Raw genomic sequence first — 21922 nt, forward strand, 5'->3', positions numbered from 1 at the left:
GGTTGGCGTATAGCCATAGCACATTGCAGTGCAAATTTAGACAAAAACGTACAAACCGCAGGTATATAAAAACGCTCGCTGTGTGAAGCTGCGGAGTTAATACTTGAATACTATTGATTAGTGTTTAAACGTAATTTCAGGTTGCTGCAGTTTTTTCGTATTCTCTACTAATAAGTATTGGGTTACAGCCTATAGAAATCGCTGACGAAATCACGTAGGGACTTCAGCTGGCTCTTTGTCACGGCAACAGGCTTGACAGCATCACTATCGAAGACAAGCATGTTGTTGACCAGGTTTACAGAGGTGATATAGGTGACATTGACGACATAGCTGCGGCCCATACGGAAGAATGGCGCACGCTCACCGATGGACTCATAGCGTGAGGTGATGGCATCAGCGAATACAGACAGTGTAGAGAGGTGTGTACGCACCTTGCCGTCGACGAGGTGGAAGTCGGTGTAGTTGCCGTCTGCCTTCAGGAAGACTACTTTTTCGAGATTGATAATCTCAATGCCATTTCTCGATGTGATGAAAAGTTTCATGCCAGATGAGTTTAAAGGTTGCATATAAGGTGGACTCCATAAAGTACCACCCCCCAAAAAAAGAGCGTGGATAGCTGACTTGGTCACCCGTTCCACATCGCGAGGCTCTGGCATGCCCATCAGTCAAGAACGAGCAACGCACAGAAACCCACGCCGATATTTATATATACAACCTCTACGTCATGCGTTCCACCTCATTATATATACAACAAGGTGGTAGGCATGACAGCATGGAGTAAATAAACACCCATGGGCATCTATCGTTGCAATGTTCCGTGACTGATCAGAAACTGCCAGATTTCACGATGTCAGGAAACAAAGCGTCAGATAAACGCCATACCAAAAAATTGGCTCCTTACCCTACCCTCTGCCGCCATACGCTATGGTTGGACGCAGTTTCGGCGTGTGGCCAGAATCTCAATGAACAGGACTGTCGACACAGCCTAATCCGCTTGTTCTGAGTATCTGTGGGCTTAAAGCCGTTGCAAATTTAAGGATTATTATTGGGGCAGCCAAATTTTCGCTTGTATTTTTCTATAAGAGGACGAAGGGAACCCTCCCCAGCCCTCCCTTGAAGGGAGGGAGCGCACCCTAAGTGTAGGGACGCATCTTTTTTCGGGCATTATGATAGAAAAAAAAACGGAAAAGTATTTGGGGCATATTGGTATTCTCGCTATCTTTGCAGATGAACCGAGACCTATTAACTGACATCACATTATTACAAACCAAAAATAACTTTTTGACATGAACAACATTCCATTGGTATTTTGGCTTATCCCAGCAGCGAGCATCACCGCACTGGCGATGGCATGGTATTTCTTCCGGACCATGATGAAAGAGGAAGAGGGTACTGCCCGGATGATTGACATTGCAGCCCACGTGAGGAAGGGCGCCATGGCATATCTCAGGCAGCAATACAAGGTAGTGGGCATAGTATTCGCAGTATTGGCAGTGCTCTTCGCATTTATGGCCTACGTGCTGAAGGTACAGAATCCATGGGTGCCTTTCGCATTCCTTACCGGCGGTCTGTTCTCCGGACTGGCTGGTTTCTTCGGCATGAAGACAGCCACATACGCATCGGCACGTACGGCAAACGCCGCACGCAAGGGATTGGACAGAGGCTTGAGAATTGCCTTCAGAAGTGGTGCTGTGATGGGACTTGTCGTAGTGGGACTGGGGCTTCTTGACATTGCGATATGGTTCCTTATCCTTAATGCTTTCTACGACGGAGAGCCGACGGCATTGATTACCATCACGACAACGATGCTTACCTTCGGCATGGGAGCCTCGACACAAGCTCTGTTTGCACGTGTGGGCGGAGGCATCTACACCAAGGCCGCAGACGTTGGTGCAGACATCGTCGGCAAGGTTGAGGCAGACATACCCGAGGACGACCCAAGAAACCCGGCTACCATTGCCGACAATGTTGGCGACAATGTTGGTGACGTGGCTGGTATGGGAGCAGACCTATACGAGAGCTACTGCGGCTCGATACTCTCTACCGCGGCACTTGGAGCTACGGCATTTGCCATGAACGGAGAGATGCAGCTCAAGGCCGTCATAGCACCAATGACGATAGCGTCGGTGGGCATATTCCTGTCACTGATTGGCATCTTCACTGTCAGGACCAAGGAAGGTGCGACAATGCGTGACCTGCTGCACTCACTCGGACTTGGCACTAACCTCAGTGCAGCGCTCATCGCCGTGGCGACATTCATCATACTGTACCTTCTCGGCATGGAGAACTGGCTCGGTCTGTCGATGTCGGTTATCACAGGTCTGGCTGCCGGAGTAATCATCGGACAGGCCACAGAGTACTTCACATCACAGAGCTACAATCCGACAAAGTCAATTGCCGAAGCATCGCAGACAGGCTCTGCAACTGTTATTATAAAAGGTATAGGCACGGGAATGATATCGACAATGGTTCCCGTAGTAACCATCTCTATAGCCATCATGCTGAGCTTCCTGTTTGCCAACGGCTTCGACCTCTCCATGAGCACGGCTTCCATTAGCCACGGCCTCTATGGCATCGGCATCGCCGCTGTAGGAATGCTCTCTACACTGGGTATAACCCTGGCAACAGATGCCTATGGCCCTATTGCCGACAATGCAGGCGGAAATGCAGAGATGAGCGGACTGGGCGAGGATGTCCGCCACAGGACAGATGCTCTCGACGCTCTTGGAAACACTACCGCAGCCACGGGCAAGGGCTTTGCTATTGGCTCGGCTGCATTGACGGCACTGGCTCTGCTGGCATCATACATTGAGGAGATAAAGATTGCCATGATTAGGGCCGTAGAGGAAGGAAGAGTATTCACCAACTCCGTCGGGGAAATATTCAATCCCTCTGCTGCAGGCATCAACGACTTCATGGAGTTCTTCCAAGTGACGCTCATCAACCCGAAAGTGCTAACAGGAGCATTCATCGGCGCAATGGCGGCATTCCTGTTCTGCGGACTCACGATGGGCGCAGTAGGACGGGCTGCCGGTGCCATGGTGTCTGAGGTTAGAAGGCAGTTCCGTGAGATAAAAGGCATTCTTGAGGGCAAGGCTACTCCCGACTACGGACGTTGTGTGGAGATAAGCACGCGCAGCGCACAGAGGGAGATGATTCTTCCGTCTCTGCTGGCAATCATCATCCCAATCATCGTGGGAATAGTATTGGGAGTAGCTGGTGTTCTAGGACTGCTCACAGGCGGTCTTGCGGCAGGCTTCACACTCGCCATATTCATGTCGAATGCAGGCGGAGCATGGGACAACGCCAAGAAATATGTTGAGGAAGGAAACTATGGAGGCAAGGGCAGCAACTGTCACAAGGCAACCATAGTAGGTGATACCGTAGGCGACCCGTTCAAGGACACCAGCGGCCCGTCGCTCAACATCCTCATCAAGCTAATGTCGATGGTGAGCATCGTAATGGCAGGTCTGACCGTTGCCTTCGCTTGACAGGCAGCGTATAAGGATTGACCAGCACAATATACAACAACAGGAAAGCCGCGGGAACGGTCCCGCGGCTTTCCTGCTGTTGTATATTGTGACAAATAGTATTACTCTGATACCTTGTCAGCAAAGTCGATTACGTTTTTCTTGTTTGCCTCCATGCGCTCGTATTCTTCCTTGGAACCGACGATGAGCTTCTCCCACTGGCGAAGTCCAGTACCTGCCGGTATCAGGTGACCGCAGATAACGTTCTCCTTCATACCCTCGAGACGGTCTACCTTTCCACGGATGGCAGCCTCGTTGAGAACCTTTGTTGTCTCCTGGAACGAAGCGGCAGACATGAAGCTCTTGGTGGCAAGAGATGCGCGCGTGATACCCTGGAGTATCTGGGTAGATGTTGCAGGAACGGCATCACGAACCTGTACGAGACGAAGGTCACGGCGCTTGAGGCTTGAGTTCTCGTCACGCAACTTACGAGCCGTAACAATCTGGCCTGCCTTGAGAACCTCGGAGTCACCAGCATCGGTGACTACCTTCTTGCCCCATATACGGTCGTTCTCCTCAGCGAAATCAAGCTTGTCGACCATCTCCTGCTCAAGGAATGTGGTATCGCCCGGATCATCGATGCGTACCTTGCGCATCATCTGTCGAACAATAATCTCGAAGTGCTTGTCGTTGATCTTCACACCCTGCAGACGGTATACATCCTGAACCTCGTTGACGATATACTCCTGAACGGCCGTCGGGCCCTTGATTGAGAGAATATCGTTAGGTGTGATGACACCATCGGAGAGAGGAGTTCCTGCACGTACGGCATCGTGCTCCTGTACCAGAATCTGCTTAGACAGCGATACGAGATACTGCCTCTGGTCGCCTGTCTTCGAAGTAATGATAATTTCTCTATTACCTCTCTTAACCTTACCCATGGTAACCTCACCGTCAATCTCCGATACTACGGCCGGGTTGCTCGGGTTGCGGGCCTCGAACAGCTCGGTAACACGTGGCAGACCACCGGTAATGTCACCAGCACCACCTACAGCACGTGGTATCTTCACAAGGGTGGTACCAGAGGCAATGGTCTGTCCGTCTTCCACGGCAAGGTGACCACCCACCGGAAGGTTGTATGTTCCCACAACCTCACCATTCTCGTCGAGGATATCCACAGTAGGCACCTTCGAGCGGTCCTTGGAGTCGGTGATAATCTTCTCTGTCATACCGGTTGTCTCATCGGTCTCAGCACGGAAGGTGATGTCACGCTCCACATCGTGGAACTTAACCCTACCAGCATACTCGCTGACGATAACGGCATTGAACGGGTCCCACTTGGCGATACGGTCGCCCTTCTTTACAACATCACCATCCTTGTAGTAGAGTGATGAGCCGTAAGGAACGTTGAGAGTAGAGAGAACTATATTTGTATTGGTGTCGACGAAGCGGACCTCAGCAAGACGGCTTACAACCATCTGGCACTCGATATCCTTCTCGCCGGTATTCTCAACAAACGGAACAGTACGTAGCTCGTCAAACTCCAGACGGGAGTCGTTCTTGGCAACAACGCTCGCATTGGCAGCAGCGTTACCGGCAACACCACCAGCGTGGAAAGTACGGAGAGTAAGCTGTGTACCAGGCTCACCGATAGCCTGAGCAGCGATAACGCCGACAGCCTCACCGAGCTGAACCATACGAGCTGTAGCAAGGTTGCGTCCATAGCACTTCATGCAGACACCCTTCTTGCTCTCGCAGGTGAGCACCGAACGGATTTCCACGTTCTCGATTGGTGACTCCTCGATGATGCGTGCTTTCTCCTCGTTGATTTCCTCACCAGCAGAAACAATAACTTCGCCCGTGGTAGGATTGATGACATCATGAACGGAAACACGTCCAAGGATACGCTCGCCAAGAGAAGAGATAACTTCATCGCCGTTCTTCAGAGCCGAGCATGAGAGTCCGCGGAGCGTACCGCAGTCTTCCTCCGTGATGATAACATCATGGGAAACGTCTACAAGACGGCGAGTCAGATAACCGGCATCGGCAGTCTTCATAGCGGTATCGGCAAGACCCTTACGGGCACCGTGTGAGGCGATAAAGTACTCAAGCACGGACATTCCTTCCTTGAAGTTTGAGAGAATAGGGTTCTCGATAATCTGTGCGCCCTCGGCACCAGCCTTCTGCGGCTTGGCCATAAGTCCACGCATACCGGCAAGCTGGGCAATCTGGTCTGCTGAACCACGGGCACCAGAGTCAAGCATCATGTATACGGCATTGAATCCCTGGTCAGCCTCGGTCATCTGCTTCATCAGAGTCTTCTTGAGGTCTGTGTTAACGTGTGTCCATGTATCGATAACCTGATTGTAACGTTCCTTGTCGGTGATGAAGCCCATGTTGTAGTTGTCCATGATGGCCTCTACCTCCCTGTTACCCTTCTCTACGATGCCTGCCTTCTCCTTCGGAATGATGATATCATCGAGGTTGAAGGACAGTCCGGCCACGTATGCCATACGGTAACCGAGGTTCTTGATACCATCGAGGAACGCACAGGCGCGTGCCATACCTACAGCCTTGATAACATCAGCGATGATGCCGCGAAGGGTCTTCTTGGAGATGATATCGTTGAAGAAGCCCACCTCGTCAGGAATGATGCCATTTACGATGACACGACCGACTGAGGTCTCTACCATACGCTTCTGTATCTTGCCATCCACAAGGTCGTTTACCACAACCTTCACCAAAGCGTGAAGGTCGCACTTGCCCTCGTTGTGGGCAATGATGGCCTCCTCTGGTCCATAGAATGTGAAGCCCTCACCCTTGGCACCCGGACGAATCTTAGTGATATAGTAGAGACCAAGCACCATGTCCTGTGAAGGTACGGTGATAGGAGCACCATTGGCAGGATTGAGGATGTTATGGCTCTGCAGCATCAGTACCTGTGCCTCAAGAATGGCCTCATTGCTCAATGGCAAGTGAACAGCCATCTGGTCACCGTCGAAGTCGGCGTTGAACGCAGTACATGCCAGAGGATGGAGCTGGATAGCCTTACCCTCGATGAGCTTCGGCTGGAACGCCTGGATAGACAGACGGTGAAGTGTCGGCGCACGGTTCAGGAGAACAGGATGACCCTTCATGACATTCTCCAGGATGTCCCAGATTACTGGCTCACGGCGGTCAACGATTTTCTTTGCGCTCTTTACCGTCTTCACGATGCCGCGCTCAATAAGCTTTCTGATGATGAATGGCTTGTAAAGCTCCGCAGCCATCTGCTTTGGCAGACCTACCTCACCCATATTCAGCTCGGGACCCACAACAATAACCGAACGGCCAGAATAGTCAACACGCTTACCAAGCAGGTTCTGGCGGAAACGTCCCTGCTTTCCCTTTAGAGAGTCAGAGAGTGACTTTAGAGGGCGGTTGCTCTCGCTCTTTACGGCAGAGCCCTTGCGGCTGTTGTCGAACAGCGAGTCTACAGCCTCCTGAAGCATACGTTTCTCGTTGCGGAGAATAACCTCAGGAGCCTTTATCTCCATGAGCCTCTTCAGACGGTTATTACGTATGATGACACGACGATAAAGGTCGTTGAGGTCAGAAGTAGCAAAACGTCCACCATCCAATGGTACAAGAGGGCGCAACTCTGGTGGAATGACAGGAATTATCTTCATTATCATCCACTCCGGGCGGTTGGTCTCCTGAGATGTACGGAATGCCTCAACAACCTGAAGTCTCTTCAGCGCCTCAGTCTTGCGCTGCTGGCTTGAGTCGTTGTTGGCACGGTCTCTAAGCTCGTAGCTCAAACTGTCGAGGTCAAGATCTACGAGCAGGTCGTATATGGCCTCCGCACCCATCTTGGCAACGAACTTATTGGGGTCTGTATCCTCGAGAAGGTCATTGTCGGGCTGAAGCTTATTGTCGATTATATCGAGATACTCATCCTCTGAGAGGAGGTCGAACTTGTGCGAGCCATTGAGATCCTCAGTGCCGTCATCACCCTTGCGTCCCTCAAGCGCACCGGGTTTGATAACGATATACTTCTCATAATATATTACCGCATCGAGCTTCTTGGTTGGAAGTCCGAGTAGGTAGCCAATCTTGTTTGGCAAAGAACGGAAATACCATATATGTGCAACGGGCACCACAAGCTCGATATGTCCGGAACGCTCGCGGCGTACCTTCTTCTCCGTCACCTCAACACCGCACCTGTCGCATACAATGCCCTTATAGCGTATGCGCTTGTACTTACCACAGGCACACTCATAGTCCTTGGTTGGACCAAAGATGTGCTCGCAGAACAGACCATCACGCTCAGGCTTGTAGGTACGATAGTTGATGGTTTCAGGCTTTGTTACCTCGCCAAACGAATTTTTCTGAATCTCCTGTGGTGAAGCGAGACCAATGGTAATCTTCGTGAAATTATTCTTTACCTTAATATCTTTTTTGAAAGCCATTTTCTTTTCCTTTAATCGAGTTTAACACTTAGTCCAAGACCACGAAGCTCATGCAGAAGCACGTTGAGAGACTCGGGGATGCCAGGGGTTGGCATTGGGTCGCCCTTGACAATGGCCTCGTATGCTTTCGAGCGTCCTACAACATCGTCAGACTTGATGGTGAGCACCTCCTGGAGCACGTGGCTTGCACCGAATGCCTCAAGAGCCCAAACCTCCATCTCTCCGAAACGCTGTCCACCAAACTGTGCCTTACCACCAAGTGGCTGCTGGGTGATGAGAGAGTAAGGACCGATAGAACGTGAGTGCATCTTGTCCTCAACCATATGGCCGAGCTTAAGGAAGTAGGTGATACCTACCGTTGCTGGCTGGTCGAAGCGCTCACCAGTCTCTCCGTCATACAAATATGTAGAGCAGAGGTGTGGCAGGCCGGCCTTGTCAGTCCACTCACCGAGGTCTTCAAGCTTTGCGCCATCGAAGATAGGGGTAGCGAACTTCACTCCGAGCTTGCGGCCAGCGGCACCGAGAATAGCCTCGAATATCTGGCCGAGGTTCATACGTGACGGCACACCCAGAGGGTTCAGAACGATGTCCACAGGACGGCCGTCCTCAAGGAACGGCATGTCTTCCATGCGCACAATCTTCGAAACGATACCCTTGTTTCCGTGGCGTCCGGCAAGCTTATCACCGACACCAATCTTACGCTTCTTGGCAATGTATACCTTAGAAACCTGAAGTATACCTGAAGGCAGCTCGTCACCGATTGTAATAGCGAACTTGCGACGCTTCAGCTCTGCGTCGAGCAGCTTGTACTTGCGGATATAGTTCATTATGAGCTTCTGGATAAGGCCGTCGGTATGCCCGTCGCCTGTCCAGTCATTAGACTGTATACCGTCATACTCAAGATTCTTGAGGGCTGTAACAGTGAACTTGGCACCCTTCGTGATAATCTCTGCTCCGGTATAATCCTTAACACCCTGAGAAGACTTGCCGTCGGTGAGTGTCATGAGCTTGTCAACAAGGATATCCTTGAGATCATTGATCTTTGCCTCGTACTCCTCGTCAATCTTTGCAAGAATCACCTTATCCTGCTTCTTTGACTCGCGTGTCTTCTGGGCACGTGAGAATATCTTCTTGTCGATGACAACACCGCTGAGTGACGGGTTGGCCTTGAGCGAGGAGTCTTTCACATCACCGGCCTTGTCGCCGAATATGGCACGAAGAAGCTTCTCCTCTGGTGACGGGTCACTCTCACCCTTAGGTGAAATCTTACCTATCATTATATCGCCTGGTTCAACACGCGCACCGACACGAATAACACCATTATCATCGAGGTCCTTGGTAGCCTCCTCGCTGACATTTGGAATATCACTTGTGAACTCCTCCACACCACGCTTAGTCTCGCGCACGTCAAGTGAGTACTCGTCTACATGCACTGATGTGAGCACGTCATCGCGTACCATACGTTCAGAGAGCACAATGGCATCCTCATAGTTGTAACCCTTCCAAGGCATGTATGCAACCAGAAGGTTGCGGCCCAGGGCAAGCTCGCCGTTTTCTGTAGCGTAACCCTCGGTGAGGATGTCACCTGCCTTCACACGCTGTCCCTTGTTACAGATTGGACGAAGGTCGATGGTCATATTCTGGTTAGTACGGCGGAACTTAGGAATGCGATACTCCTTAAGAGCCGGCTCGAAGCTTACGAACTCCTCGTCCTCGGTACGGTCGTATAGGATACGGATAGTTGTAGCGTCTACATATTCGATGACACCCTCGCCCTCTGCGGTTATCATGGTGCGTGAGTCCTCACATACCTGCTTCTCAAGACCTGTTCCCACGATAGGAGCATCATTGTGGAGCAATGGTACAGCCTGGCGCATCATGTTACATCCCATCAGGGCGCGGTGACCGTCATCATGCTCAAGGAATGGGATAAGACCGGCAGATACGGATGCTATCTGCTGAGGAGCAACGTCCATAAGGTCTACGTCCGTAGGAGGAACGACAGGGAAGTCTGCGTCCTGACGGCACTTTACGACCTTGCGGATAAAGGTACCATCCTCGTTAAGCGGTGCGTTACCCTGTCCGATAATATGGTTCTCCTCATCCTCAGCCGTCAGGTAGACTACATCGCTGTTGTCCATATCAACAACACCATCAGTAACCTTACGGTAAGGAGTGGTGATGAAACCAAGCTCGTTGATGGTCGCGTATACGCAAAGAGAGGAGATAAGACCGATGTTCGGGCCCTCAGGGCTCTCAATAGGACACAAGCGGCCATAATGTGTATAGTGAACGTCACGAACCTCGAAACCTGCGCGCTCACGCGACAGACCACCAGGACCCAGTGCGGAGAGACGGCGCTTGTGAGTAACCTCGGCAAGCGGGTTGGTCTGGTCCATAAACTGGGAAAGCGGATTGGTTCCGAAGAACGTATTGATGACGCTTGAAATAGTTTTTGCGTTGATCAGTTCTGTTGGTGTAAACACCTCATTATCACGGACGTTCATACGCTCGCGGATGGTGCGGCTCATACGTGCCAGACCTACAGAGAACTGGTTTGCCAACTGCTCACCAACAGTGCGTACGCGGCGGTTGGACAGGTGGTCAATATCGTCAACAGTAGCATTGGAGTTAACCAGCTGGATAAGGTACTTGATAATCTCGATAATATCATCACGAGTCAACACACGTACGTCCATATCGGTATCGAGGCCCAGCTTCTTGTTGATACGATAGCGGCCCACTTCTCCAAGGTCGTAACGCTTGTCTGAGAAGAACAGGTTCTGGAACACCTCTCTGGCACTTGCCTCATCGGCAGGGTCAGCATTGCGGAGCTGACGGTAGATATACGTTACAGCCTCTTTCTCAGAGTTGCTCGGGTCTTTGGCGAGAGTGTTGAAGATGATGGTGAACTTGTTGGCAGCCTCAACATCCTTATGCAGAAGTATGGTCGATGCACCGCTCTCAAGGATTTCAGCTACATTCTCCTCAGTTATCTCGGTCTCACGATCCATTATTACTTCGTTACGCTCGATGGAAACAACCTCGCCAGTATCCTCATCTACGAAGTCCTCATTCCAGCTCTTTAGCACACGTGCGGCAAGTTTTTTGCCAATAGCATCCTTAAGGTTCTTCTTGTTTACCTTTACCTCCTCGGCAAGGTCGAATATTCGGAGTATATCCTTGTCACTCTCAAAACCGATGGCACGTAGAAGAGTCGTAACAGGCAACTTCTTCTTACGGTCGATATAAGCATACATGACATTATTGATGTCAGTAGCAAACTCTATCCAAGAACCCTTGAAAGGAATGATACGAGCGCTATAAAGCACAGTACCATTTGCATGCACACCCTGACCGAAGAACACGCCGGGTGAGCGGTGCAGCTGTGCTACAACAACACGTTCAGCACCATTAATGACAAAGGTACCATTTTGGGTCATGTAAGGGATAGTTCCGAGGAACACATCCTGAATTACCGTACCGAAATCCTCATGGTCGGGGTCGGTGCAGTAAAGCTTCATCTTCGCCTTCAAGGGAACACTATATGTAAGACCTCTCTCCAGACACTCGTCAATGGTGTAGCGTGGAGGGTCAATATAGTAGTCGAGGAACTCAAGAACGAAATTATTGCGGGTATCAGTAATAGGGAAGTTCTCAGAGAACACCTTATACAGTCCGTCATTCTTGCGTTCTTCGGGTGGAGTATCCAACTGAAGGAAGTCCTGGAAAGACTTCAACTGCACATCGAGGAAATCCGGATAAGGATACGGATTATGAACGCTGGCAAAATTTACTCTGTTATCAATAATCTTTGTAGCCATAAATAATTAAATTGGTCTATATGAGGAGACACGTAAGGACTAATAGCCCATAAAAAGACGACTACCCTTAGGCTCGTCTTTAGAAAAGAAAAGGTTAGGACTCACCGACTGGGCAAATCCTAACCAATATTCTATGAAAATATGAAGCTTACTTAAGCTCAACCTTGGCACCAGCGGCCTCGATGGTCTTCTTAAGGTTCTCAGCCTCGTCCTTAGAAAGACCCTCTTTGATAGTAGCAGGAGCACCATCAACGAGATCCTTAGCCTCCTTAAGACCAAGACCACAAGCCTCCTTAACGGCCTTTACAACCTGGAGCTTAGCTGAACCGATCTCTGCAAGAACAACATCGAAAGATGTCTTCTCCTCTGCAGCAGCTGCTGCACCAGCAGCAGGACCAGCAGCTACAGCAACAGCTGCAGCAGCAGGCTCAATACCATACTCGTCCTTCAGGACTGTTGCCAACTCATTTACTTCCTTTACTGTGAGGTTTACCAACTCCTCAGCAATAGCTTTAATGTCTGCCATTTTATTCTAAAAATTTTAATTTGTTCTTAATTGTTATTCTTTTGACCTTAATAAATTCAAAGCCTGTTGGCTTATCATTTGTTTACTCAGGACGCTCGCCTAAAGTCTTGAGCACACCATGAATGGTGTTTGCGCCTGACTGAAGAGCAGAGACAACGTTCTTTGCAGGGCTCTGCAACAGAGCAACGATATCTGCAATAACCTCGTTCTTGCTCTTTAGTGCAACAAGTTCTGAGAGCTTGTCGGCACCGACATAAAGGCACTCCTCAGCATAAGCGGCCTTAAGAGCAGGTATACCAGCATCGGCATACTTCTTAAGCAACTTAGCAGGTACATTAGCTGTCTGTGTGAACAAAACAGCGGTGCTACCCTTGAGTGAGCCATACATTGGTTCAAAATCTATCTCTGAAGCCTCAAAAGCCTTGTGAAGGAGCTTGTTCTTGACAACAACCATCTTTATCTCGCTCTTGAAACACTCGCGGCGGAGATTGCTTGTTGCCTCGGCATTCAGACCCGATACGTCAACGAGGTAGAAGTGAGGAAATTCCTGAAGTTTCTTACCCAGTTCAACGATTATAGTATCTTTTACTTCTTTCTTCATTGTACAAAACTTTTAGAGTTATTCAACTGATTTAGGATCAATCTTGACACCCTTACTCATAGTGCTCGAAATAAAGATACTCTTGAGGTATGTACCTTTAGCAGCAGCAGGCTTCAACTTGATGACAGTCTGGATGAACTCCTTGGCATTGCCGTAGAGCTGATCAGAAGTCATGTTGATCTTACCGATGGAAGTATGAATAATACCAGTCTTGTCAACTTTGAAGTCAATCTTACCCTGCTTTACTTCCTTAACAGCCTTTGCGACATCCATTGTCACAGTACCGCTCTTTGGGTTTGGCATCAAGCCACGAGGACCGAGGACACGTCCGAGAGGTCCAATCTTACCCATGCAAGAAGGCATCGTGATGATAACGTCAACATCTGTCCAGCCGCCCTTGATTTTCTCAACATACTCGTCGAGACCAACATAGTCGGCACCTGCCTCTTTGGCAGCAGCTTCCTGGTCGGGAGTACAAAGTGCAAGCACACGTGTAACCTTACCAGTTCCGTTGGGCAGTGAAACGACACCGCGAACCATCTGGTTAGCCTTACGTGGGTCTACACCAAGACGAACATCTACATCTACAGAAGCAACGAACTTGGTGGTAGTAATTTCCTTCACCAAATCGATGGCCTCTTTCAATGCGTATGCCTTCCCTGCTTCAACCTTGTCAGCTACTGATTTTTGATTTTTTGTCAGTTTACTCATTTTCTTAATTGAAGTTTATTGATTTATTTACCAGGGAAGTCCCCACTAACAGTGATACCCATGCTACGAGCAGTACCGGCTATAAGCTTCATCGCGCTTTCGATGGTGAAGCAGTTGAGGTCGGCCATCTTGTCCTCGGCGATAGTCCTTACCTGTTCCCAGGTAACAGTACCAACCTTCTGACGGTTAGGCTGAGCAGAACCGCTCTTAACCTTGGCAACCTCTTTCAGCTGTACAGCTGCAGGAGGAGTCTTGATAACGAAGCTGAATGACTTGTCGGTGTAGTATGTGATAACAACAGGAAGTATCTTTCCTGCCTTATCCTGGGTGCGGGCGTTGAACTCCTTGCAGAATCCCATAATGTTTATACCCTTAGAACCAAGAGCAGGTCCAACGGGAGGTGAAGGATTCGCAGCGCCACCTTTAATCTGCAATTTGATTAATCCAGCAACTTCTTTAGCCATTTTCTTTGTTAATATTAAAATATGAATTTATAAAAAGATTCCTGATAGCACGTAACTACTAATCAAGCCTCTTTTTCAACTTGCATAAAACCCAACTCCAAAGGAGTCTTTCTTCCGAAAATCTTGACCATTACTTTCAGTTTACGCTTCTCAGTGTTCACCTCTTCAATGACACCTTCGAAACCACTGAATGGACCATCCGTAACTTTTACCGTCTCGTTAACCAAGTAGGGAACATCAACTGTATTCGCCAGTTCAGTCTCCTCGGCAGCACCAAGCATACGGTTAATGTCTGTCTGAGGAACAGGAGAAGGATTATCCAAACCTCCAAGGAAACCTAAAACATTAGGCATAAACCTTAGCGTATGAGCAACATCACCAACGAGAGTCGCCTCAACGAACACATATCCAGGAAGGGAAATTTTCTCTTTCTCGACACGTTTTCCATTACGCAAAGAAGCATGCTTCTCCATAGGTATCAATACCTGGGAAACATGTTTTTGGAGTAAATCGTTGTGTTTGATCTCAGCCTCGATGTATTCTTTCACCTTAGCCTCCTTACCACTCACTGCACGAAGAACATACCAATTCTTTTTTGTTTCTGCCATTTTCCTTGAAATTAACTTGGATAGATCGTACTCATTATTAACCTAAACAGACTGTCCATAGCAAAAACGACCAATGCAATGACAAGGGAAGCAGATAATACAACCACTGCACTGTGCGTCAGAGCCTTCATAGTCGGCCAAGTAGTTTTATGCGCAAGTTCGTCGTAACAAGCCTTGCAATAATTTACAATCTTCTTAAACATATTATCTTTTATTTAGCACGGGAAGGAGGACTCGAACCCACGACCCTCGGTTTTGGAGACCGATGCTCTACCAACTGAGCTATTCCCGTAAATTGTTCCCGGCAGTTGTCTACCGGGAACTATTATCATCGTTTGATATTATTCAACGATAGCGGTGATCTGACCAGAACCTACTGTACGGCCACCTTCGCGGATAGCGAAACGAAGACCCTCGTTCAGAGCTACTGGATAGATAAGCTTAACCTCAATCTCTACGTTATCACCAGGCATTACCATCTCAACTCCCTCTGGAAGAGTAATCTCACCTGTACAGTCCATTGTACGGAGATAGAACTGAGGACGATACTTGTTGCCGAATGGAGTGTGACGACCACCCTCTTCCTTCTTCAGCACGTAGATAGATGCCTTGAAGTGATCGTGAGGAGTGATAGCACCCGGATGTACAACTACCATACCGCGCTTAACCTCATTCTTATCGATACCACGGAGAAGCAGACCAACGTTGTCACCAGCCTCACCCTGATCAAGAATCTTGCGGAACATCTCGACGCCAGTTACAACTGACTTCTTGTCCTCACCAAGACCAAGGAGCTGAACTTCGTCACCAACCTTTACACGACCAGTCTCAACACGACCTGTTACAACAGTACCACGACCAGTGATTGAGAATACGTCCTCGATAGGCATCAAGAAAGGCTTCTCAACGTCACGTGGAGGCTCCTGAATCCACTCATCAACAGTGTCCATGAGCTCCATTACAGAGTTAACCCACTTCTCTACACCGTTAAGAGCACCAAGAGCAGAACCACGGATGATAGGAGTATCCTCCTCGTAGTCATACTGGGTCAGAAGCTCAGTAAGCTCCATTTCCACCAGCTCAATCATCTCAGGGTCGTCAACGAGGTCGCACTTGTTCAGGAAAACAACCAGACGAGGAACGTTTACCTGACGAGCGAGAAGCACGTGCTCACGTGTCTGAGGCATAGGACCGTCAGTAGCAGCTACTACAAGGATAGCACCATCCATCTGAGCAGCACCAGTAACCATGTTCTTTACATAGTCGGCGTGTCCCGGACAGTCTACGTGTGCGTAGTGACGCTTAGCTGTCTCATACTCGATGTGAGCGGTGTTGATAGTAATACCACGCTCTTTCTCCTCAGGAGCGTTGTCAATCTGATCGAAAGACTTAACATCCTCGCTACCAAAACCCTTCTCGTGGAGAGTCAGTGAGATGGCAGCAGTAAGAGTAGTCTTACCGTGGTCAACGTGACCAATAGTACCAATGTTAACATGCGGTTTGGTGCGCACGTAATTCTCTTTTGCCATAGCTTTACTTTATTTATATTATTTAATGAAATTATCAGTATTGTATGTCTTCTTCCGATTATCCCTACCAGAAGGAGAGCTGTAACTGAGAGTTGAACTCAGGACCTCTTCCTTACCAAGGAAGTGCTCTACCACTGAGCTATTACAGCGAAAATGTTAGAGCGGGAAACGGGGCTCAAACCCGCGACCCCCAGCTTGGAAGGCTAGTGCTCTATCGACTGAGCTATTCCCGCAAGAAAGAAGTGGGTGGTGATGGATTCGAACCACCGAAGGCATCGCCAGCAGATTTACAGTCTGCCCCATTTGGCCACTCTGGTAACCACCCTTCTTCCTATTCCATACTTATCGTAAGGTGAGCCTCTTGTCGGATTCGAACCAACGACCCCGAGATTACAAATCACGTGCTCTGGCCAACTGAGCTAAAGAGGCAAAATCCTTGCAGCCGTTAAGGCTCTAACAGGATATTGTTGGAAAACGGCTGCAAAGATACGGCATTTTTTTTATTCTCCCAAATTTTTGGGGAACTTTTTTATCTATTTCTTAGTTTTTCCTTAAATTTGGACAGTTGCACCTTCATTGCATCCACGCACTCATCCACACCCTCTTCGAAAGAGTCGCAAGTTTTCTCTACGAACAGCTTGCTTCCAGGAACGGTAACGGTAAGGCTAGTCTCCTTATTCAATGCAGTGGCAGGCTTAACCACCTTCAATTGCACCTCTACTTTCTGAATGTCTTCGAATGTTTTTTCCAACTTGGCGACCTTCTTCTCGATGAACGCCTCTAACTTCTCGGTAGCGTCGAAGTGAATCGACTGAATCTTAATTTCCATAGTTACCTCCGTTTTTTAGTTAAGGTTATGCCCGTGGGTGGGCTTCTTCGTATACTCGCTTGAGCTGCTCAAACGTCGTGTGAGTATATATCTCTGTTGTCGACGCGCTTTCATGACCGAGCAGCTTCCTTACACTTTCTATACCTGCACCATTGTTCAACATAGCTGTTGCGAAGGTGTGCCTGAGCACGTGAGGGCTTTTCTTCTTCAGTGTGCTTACTGCAGAGAGGCATCTGCTGACCTCGGCTCTTACAGTATCCGGCCGCATTCTAGTACCCTTATCTGTAACGAAAAAGGCCTCGCAGTTGCGGATGACAGAGGAGTCACGCACGGCGACATAATCCTTGAGGGCGCTGAGCATCTCGCTGCCGAAAGGTACTACACGCTGTTTGTCTCCCTTGCCGGTAACTTTTATCTCGCAGGTCTCCATATCAATGGACACATCGTCAAGACCAATAAGCTCCGACAGGCGGATGCCTGTCTCGTAGAATACTATAATAATAGTACGCGCGCGTACATTATTAAAGCTATTCCCCCACTCCATGTCGTCCAGAAGCCGGTTCATCTCAGACTCCTTCAGGAACTGTGGTAGTGGCTTGTTGGTCTTCGGTCCCTCGATATTATGTGCAGGATCACGGTCGACGAGATGTCTTGACAGAGCAAAACGATAAAAGGAACGCAACGCCGACAACCGTCTGTTAACAGACGTGGCATTGTTTCCTTTATCCATCATGCTCTCCATCCAGTCTCGCACTATGTCTGCATCAACGGATTGCCAAGAGAGATGATCATCCAAACTTTTGAAGAACACATAGAATGCCCGAAGGTCATCACCATAGTTCTTTACCGTCAGTGGCGAGCGGTTACGCTCGTACCTCAAGTAGTCCAAAAATTCTTCTATCATCATGCCGACGCTAAACAGTTATGTTTTCGGCAACGAATTTACGGAAATATATTCAAACTACCAAATTTTCCGAGGACTTTTTTACTCCTCGGTCTGACGCAGTTTCTGTACGTAGATGGCGTGCTCCATCTTGAGACGCTTCAAGACAGATGGCTTGTCATACTGCTGACGGGCACGAAGCTCCTTAACGACACCTGTTTTCTCGAACTTTCTCTTAAACTTCTTGAGAGCTCTCTCAATGTTCTCACCATCTTTTACTGGTACAATAATCATTGTTTTTTTGGTTTTAAAATTTAAATTAAACATTCGTTTTGCGGCAAGCGCCACAATTAGCGGGTGCAAAGTTACATCTTATTTTCTTATCTGCCAAACATTTATCGCAAATTTTATTGTCCCGTGAGAAAAAAGGGGCATAAACGATTTGGCACAATATAAATAAAAGGCCAAAACATTATTTGAAAACATCACTTATTGAGTAGGGTGTCCAGTTTGTTGTACCAAAAATGGGACTGTTGCTGATTTACTCTGACTACTTGTTCGCAGAAAATATATTGACCAGCACGCGCTGTAAGCGCAGAAGCACATAGCCCAGGGTAGAGCGCAGCGGCACCCTGGGGGTAAGGTGGCATTGTCCCTGCGCGCTGTAAGCGCAAAAGCGTTATTTGTCCTGCTGTTATCTACGCTTTTGCACTTACAGCGCGACCGTCAACTACATGAAATAACCCAGGGTGTCGCTTCGCTTTGCCCTGGGCTATGAGCAGGTTGCGCTTTGCCTTTCCTTTCAGCCGGCGACCTTTGGTTCAGCGCGACAATTACCGACATGAACTTCAGAATTAGGATATTCAATTTTTGCACATCAAACTGGACACCCTATCAAACTGTACACCTACCAATTTGACAAAAGCTCACAATGGTATCACCTGCAGATTTCTTTCGTAGCCTCCCTCAGCCACTCACGCTCGTCCATGCTGACATGTGGAGCAATGGCATCATAGACACGACGGTGGTAACTGTTCAGCCACTCAACCTCCTCGTCAGAGAGCATGCTCACGTCAATTGGTGCGGTATCTATAGGGCAGAGGGTGAGCGCATCGAACTGCAGGAACTCACCGAACTCAGTAGTTTTGTACTTCTCCACTATCATCGTGTTCTCTATGCGCACACCGAACCGGTCGGGAAGATATATGCCAGGCTCGTCCGTTACCGTCATACCCTCGACAAACGGGGCGGGCATCCATTCCATTCGGAACTGGTGGGGTCCCTCATGCACGTTCAGGTATGAGCCTACTCCATGCCCCGTTCCATGCAGGTAGTTCAGTCCCTCGCGCCACATCGCCGAGCGAGCGAGGATGTCCATCTGTGTTCCAGCGGCTCCCTTGGGGAACTTGCACATCGCCAGCTGTATATGCCCCTTTAGCACTAACGTGTACACATGTTTCTCGTAATCAGAGACGGGACCGAGGGCGATAGTCCTGGTGATGTCCGTGGTACCGTCCTGATACTGCGCACCACTGTCTATCAGTATCATGCCATGAGGCTCCAGCGGAATATCTGTCTCCGGCGTAGCCTCGTAATGCACTATGGCGGCATGAGTGCCATAGCCGGCGATGGTGTCGAAGGAAATGTCACGGAACAGCGGTTGCTGCCTGCGAAGGCTTGTCAGCTTGCGGTCTACTGACAGCTCCGTCTGCCCGCCGGCTTGGACGGCGGGCTTCAGCCATTTCAGGAATTTCACCATGGCGATGCCGTCCTTGAGCATCGCGCTCCTGTAGCCCCTTATCTCCGCCTCATTTTTCACGGCCTTCAGCGCCGGCACAGGAGACTCGCTCCTTACCACCTCTTGGCAAGCTGCAATCCTGGCGAGCGTATAGCAAGTCTCATCAGGGTCTATAAGAATATTATAGTCGGGATAACTTTTCAGCCCCTTGTCCACATTCTCGTAATCGTCGATGCTGACACCGTTGTCCTGAAGATACGCCATCACGACATGCGACAATTTCACCTTATTTATATATAGGGTTACGGAATTGGACGATATGAGGAGATAGGAGACAAACACGGGATTGCAATGCACGTCGGTGCCACGCATGTTCAATGTCCATGCTATATCGTCGAGCGCAGACATGAGCATACCGTCGGCATGCAGGTCGCGCAACGCCTTCCTTATACGTGACACCTTTGATTTCACATCCTCTCCGGCATACTCCAGCGGATGGACGCTGACCAGGTCTTGAGGAATGGGCGGACGGTCTGTCCAGATAGTTTTCAACGGATCAAGGTTGGTACGTACGGTTATCCCCCCATGGCTGCGTAGGTCTGCTATCAGAGCCTCTGCGCTTGCCTGCGAGTTCACCATTCCATCGATGCCCACCTCCGGTCTTTGGCAGTCTATGAGTTGTTGTCCCAGCCATTCCGCTATGGTAGGCGTACCTGGTATCTTCAGCTTCATCAGCTCTATGCCCGTACCCTCTAACTGTTGTGCCGCCGCAATGAAGTATCGCGAGTCCGCCCACAGTGCGGCAGCATTACCAGTCCCCACGACGGTCCCTGCCGAGCCGTTAAATCCCGACACCCATTCCCTGCCCTTCCAATGGTCTGGGACATACTCGCCATTGTGCGGGTCGGTACTCGGAAAAACAAAGGCAGAGAGCTTCTCCCTGCGCATCAGCTCGCGCAAACGCGCCAGTCTGTCTGTAACATTCATGCTCATAATCAGAAAATTGCTAATTCGACATTACAAAGATAGCGATTTTAAGAATAAACAACAAAAGATAAACATAAATTAATAGCACGAATTTATGTTTTTTTATTATCTTTGCGCTCAGATAGCCAACAAGAGCCAAATATTGGCATTTATCCTCATGGCTATACGCCCCTAACGCAACACACCAGCGTTACATAAATATAATACGAGATATTACAAACAACATAAAAAACATAGTAGTTATGAACTTTTTAACTAATGACAAGCTTTTGATTGTCGGTGCCGGCGGCATGATCGGTTCCAACATGGTACAGAGCGCACTTATGCTCGGCCTAACCCCAAACATTTGTCTTTACGACATCTATGAGCCAGGTGTACATGGCGTATTCGACGAAATACAGCAGTGTGCCTTCCCTGGCGTAAACGTAACTTACACCGTTGACCCAGCTGAAGCTTTCACTGGTGCCAAGTATATTATTTCTTCCGGTGGTGCCCCACGTAAAGACGGTATGACCCGTGAGGACCTCCTCAAGGGCAACTGCAAGATTGCTGCCGAGTTCGGCGACAACATCAAGAAGTATTGCCCAGAGGTTGAGCACGTCGTTGTCATCTTCAATCCTGCCGACGTTACCGCCCTTACTGCTCTCATCCACTCTGGTCTGAAGCCAAACCAGCTCACATCCCTCGCAGCCCTTGACTCTACCCGTCTGCAGCAGGCTCTCGCACTGGAGTTTGGCGTTCAGCAGGACAAAGTTACTGGTGCGCATACATATGGCGGTCATGGTGAGCAGATGGCCGTATTCGCATCTCAGGTAAAGGTCGACGGCAAGCCGTTGGCTGAGATGGGCCTTTCCGACGAGCGCTGGGAAGAAATCAAGCATCACACCGTACAGGGTGGCTCGAACATCATCAAGCTCCGCGGACGCAGCTCATTCCAAAGCCCTGCCTACAATGCAGTAAAGATGATAGAGGCTGCCATGGGAGGCGAGGTATTCACACTCCCAGCAGGATGCTATGTAAACAACGATGAACTGGGCTACAAGAACGTTATGATGGCTATGCCTACCACCATAGACAAGACTGGCGTACACTTCACCAATCCTGTAGGAACAGAAGAAGAGCTTGCCTCTCTCAACAAGTCCTACGAGCACCTCTGCAAGATGCGCGACGAGATTGTAGAGCTTGGCATCGTTCCTCCAGTAGCAGAATGGACAGAAATGAATCCAAACCTGTAATTACCATAAGGTAGGTCCTATAAAAACCACCATAAATCATTTCATATTTTTTGAGGGTGCGGCCAG

At 49.2% G+C, this 21922-nt stretch carries 16 protein-coding genes and 5 tRNA genes; 2 read left to right on the forward strand and 19 right to left on the reverse strand.

Annotation, left to right across the window (positions count from 1 at the left end; genetic code table 11):
• Positions 1-182: 182 nt before the first annotated feature.
• Positions 183-542: a LytTR family DNA-binding domain-containing protein gene (locus tag CIL02_RS03825; protein WP_170935008.1), complete on the reverse strand. Its 360-nt coding sequence runs from the start codon at positions 540-542 to the stop codon at positions 183-185.
• A 744-nt stretch (positions 543-1286) separates the two neighbouring features.
• Between CIL02_RS03825 and CIL02_RS03830 the strand changes: the two genes are divergently transcribed.
• The gene (locus CIL02_RS03830; RefSeq protein ID WP_094399232.1) at positions 1287-3491 is read left to right on the forward strand and encodes a sodium-translocating pyrophosphatase; all 2205 of its coding nucleotides are present in this window, start codon (positions 1287-1289) and stop codon (positions 3489-3491) included.
• Positions 3492-3592: 101 nt separating this feature from the next.
• On the opposite strand, the gene rpoC is transcribed toward CIL02_RS03830, so the two are convergent.
• The 18 genes from rpoC to CIL02_RS03920 all read right to left on the reverse strand — a co-directional run bounded on the left by rpoC (position 3593) and on the right by CIL02_RS03920 (position 20621).
• Complete coding sequence (rpoC, locus tag CIL02_RS03835) at positions 3593-7921, reverse strand: DNA-directed RNA polymerase subunit beta' (RefSeq protein WP_094399234.1); 4329 nt, start codon at positions 7919-7921, stop codon at positions 3593-3595.
• An 11-nt stretch (positions 7922-7932) separates the two neighbouring features.
• Positions 7933-11745 (reverse strand): DNA-directed RNA polymerase subunit beta, encoded by a 3813-nt coding sequence (gene rpoB / locus CIL02_RS03840; RefSeq protein WP_094399236.1) that lies wholly within the window; start codon positions 11743-11745, stop codon positions 7933-7935.
• Between the two features lie 148 nt (positions 11746-11893).
• Positions 11894-12271, reverse strand: coding sequence for a 50S ribosomal protein L7/L12 (gene rplL / locus CIL02_RS03845; RefSeq protein ID WP_094399239.1), 378 nt, complete (start codon positions 12269-12271; stop codon positions 11894-11896).
• A gap of 82 nt (positions 12272-12353) precedes the next feature.
• Complete coding sequence (rplJ, locus tag CIL02_RS03850) at positions 12354-12872, reverse strand: 50S ribosomal protein L10 (RefSeq protein ID WP_094399241.1); 519 nt, start codon at positions 12870-12872, stop codon at positions 12354-12356.
• A gap of 18 nt (positions 12873-12890) precedes the next feature.
• Entirely contained in the window at positions 12891-13583 is a 693-nt protein-coding gene (rplA, locus tag CIL02_RS03855) for a 50S ribosomal protein L1 (RefSeq protein ID WP_094399243.1), read from the reverse strand.
• Positions 13584-13606: 23 nt separating this feature from the next.
• Complete coding sequence (rplK, locus tag CIL02_RS03860; protein WP_094399245.1) at positions 13607-14047, reverse strand: 50S ribosomal protein L11; 441 nt, start codon at positions 14045-14047, stop codon at positions 13607-13609.
• A 62-nt stretch (positions 14048-14109) separates the two neighbouring features.
• A complete protein-coding gene (gene nusG / locus CIL02_RS03865) occupies positions 14110-14655 on the reverse strand; it encodes a transcription termination/antitermination protein NusG (protein WP_094399247.1) in 546 nt (181 codons plus the stop codon).
• Between the two features lie 11 nt (positions 14656-14666).
• Positions 14667-14858 carry a preprotein translocase subunit SecE gene (gene secE / locus CIL02_RS03870; protein ID WP_094399249.1) on the reverse strand — a complete coding sequence of 64 codons (192 nt, stop codon included), beginning with the start codon at positions 14856-14858 and terminating at the stop codon, positions 14667-14669.
• A gap of 16 nt (positions 14859-14874) precedes the next feature.
• Positions 14875-14947 (reverse strand) — tRNA-Trp (locus CIL02_RS03875).
• A gap of 49 nt (positions 14948-14996) precedes the next feature.
• Positions 14997-16184 (reverse strand): elongation factor Tu, encoded by a 1188-nt coding sequence (tuf, locus tag CIL02_RS03880; protein WP_094399251.1) that lies wholly within the window; start codon positions 16182-16184, stop codon positions 14997-14999.
• 77 nt (positions 16185-16261) lie between these two features.
• Positions 16262-16333 (reverse strand) — tRNA-Thr (locus CIL02_RS03885).
• An 11-nt stretch (positions 16334-16344) separates the two neighbouring features.
• A tRNA-Gly gene (locus CIL02_RS03890) sits at positions 16345-16417 on the reverse strand.
• A gap of 10 nt (positions 16418-16427) precedes the next feature.
• Positions 16428-16509 (reverse strand) — tRNA-Tyr (locus CIL02_RS03895).
• 30 nt (positions 16510-16539) lie between these two features.
• Positions 16540-16613: transfer RNA gene (locus CIL02_RS03900), tRNA-Thr, on the reverse strand.
• Between the two features lie 100 nt (positions 16614-16713).
• Positions 16714-17013 carry a ribosome hibernation-promoting factor, HPF/YfiA family gene (hpf, locus tag CIL02_RS03905; RefSeq protein ID WP_094399253.1) on the reverse strand — a complete coding sequence of 100 codons (300 nt, stop codon included), beginning with the start codon at positions 17011-17013 and terminating at the stop codon, positions 16714-16716.
• A gap of 25 nt (positions 17014-17038) precedes the next feature.
• A complete protein-coding gene (gene xerC / locus CIL02_RS03910; protein ID WP_094399255.1) occupies positions 17039-17920 on the reverse strand; it encodes a tyrosine recombinase XerC in 882 nt (293 codons plus the stop codon).
• 78 nt (positions 17921-17998) lie between these two features.
• A complete protein-coding gene (gene rpsU / locus CIL02_RS03915; protein ID WP_094399256.1) occupies positions 17999-18190 on the reverse strand; it encodes a 30S ribosomal protein S21 in 192 nt (63 codons plus the stop codon).
• 643 nt (positions 18191-18833) lie between these two features.
• Positions 18834-20621 (reverse strand): aminopeptidase P family protein, encoded by a 1788-nt coding sequence (locus CIL02_RS03920; RefSeq protein WP_094399313.1) that lies wholly within the window; start codon positions 20619-20621, stop codon positions 18834-18836.
• A 242-nt stretch (positions 20622-20863) separates the two neighbouring features.
• Between CIL02_RS03920 and CIL02_RS03925 the strand changes: the two genes are divergently transcribed.
• Entirely contained in the window at positions 20864-21856 is a 993-nt protein-coding gene (locus CIL02_RS03925; protein WP_094399258.1) for a malate dehydrogenase, read from the forward strand.
• Positions 21857-21922: the final 66 nt, after the last annotated feature.

It is taken from the genome of Prevotella sp. P3-122, from assembly GCF_002251365.1.
In the GTDB taxonomy this organism is placed as follows: Bacteria; Bacteroidota; Bacteroidia; order Bacteroidales; family Bacteroidaceae; genus Prevotella.

Coding starts and splice junctions, on each gene's coding strand:
- CIL02_RS03825 (WP_170935008.1), bottom strand. CDS start 542: ATGAAACTTTTCATCACATCGAGAAATGGCATTGAGATTATCAATCTC.
- CIL02_RS03830 (WP_094399232.1), top strand. CDS start 1,287: ATGAACAACATTCCATTGGTATTTTGGCTTATCCCAGCAGCGAGCATC.
- rpoC (WP_094399234.1), bottom strand. CDS start 7,921: ATGGCTTTCAAAAAAGATATTAAGGTAAAGAATAATTTCACGAAGATT.
- rpoB (WP_094399236.1), bottom strand. CDS start 11,745: ATGGCTACAAAGATTATTGATAACAGAGTAAATTTTGCCAGCGTTCAT.
- rplL (WP_094399239.1), bottom strand. CDS start 12,271: ATGGCAGACATTAAAGCTATTGCTGAGGAGTTGGTAAACCTCACAGTA.
- rplJ (WP_094399241.1), bottom strand. CDS start 12,872: ATGAAGAAAGAAGTAAAAGATACTATAATCGTTGAACTGGGTAAGAAA.
- rplA (WP_094399243.1), bottom strand. CDS start 13,583: ATGAGTAAACTGACAAAAAATCAAAAATCAGTAGCTGACAAGGTTGAA.
- rplK (WP_094399245.1), bottom strand. CDS start 14,047: ATGGCTAAAGAAGTTGCTGGATTAATCAAATTGCAGATTAAAGGTGGC.
- nusG (WP_094399247.1), bottom strand. CDS start 14,655: ATGGCAGAAACAAAAAAGAATTGGTATGTTCTTCGTGCAGTGAGTGGT.
- secE (WP_094399249.1), bottom strand. CDS start 14,858: ATGTTTAAGAAGATTGTAAATTATTGCAAGGCTTGTTACGACGAACTT.
- tuf (WP_094399251.1), bottom strand. CDS start 16,184: ATGGCAAAAGAGAATTACGTGCGCACCAAACCGCATGTTAACATTGGT.
- hpf (WP_094399253.1), bottom strand. CDS start 17,013: ATGGAAATTAAGATTCAGTCGATTCACTTCGACGCTACCGAGAAGTTA.
- xerC (WP_094399255.1), bottom strand. CDS start 17,920: ATGATGATAGAAGAATTTTTGGACTACTTGAGGTACGAGCGTAACCGC.
- rpsU (WP_094399256.1), bottom strand. CDS start 18,190: ATGATTATTGTACCAGTAAAAGATGGTGAGAACATTGAGAGAGCTCTC.
- CIL02_RS03920 (WP_094399313.1), bottom strand. CDS start 20,621: ATGAATGTTACAGACAGACTGGCGCGTTTGCGCGAGCTGATGCGCAGG.
- CIL02_RS03925 (WP_094399258.1), top strand. CDS start 20,864: ATGAACTTTTTAACTAATGACAAGCTTTTGATTGTCGGTGCCGGCGGC.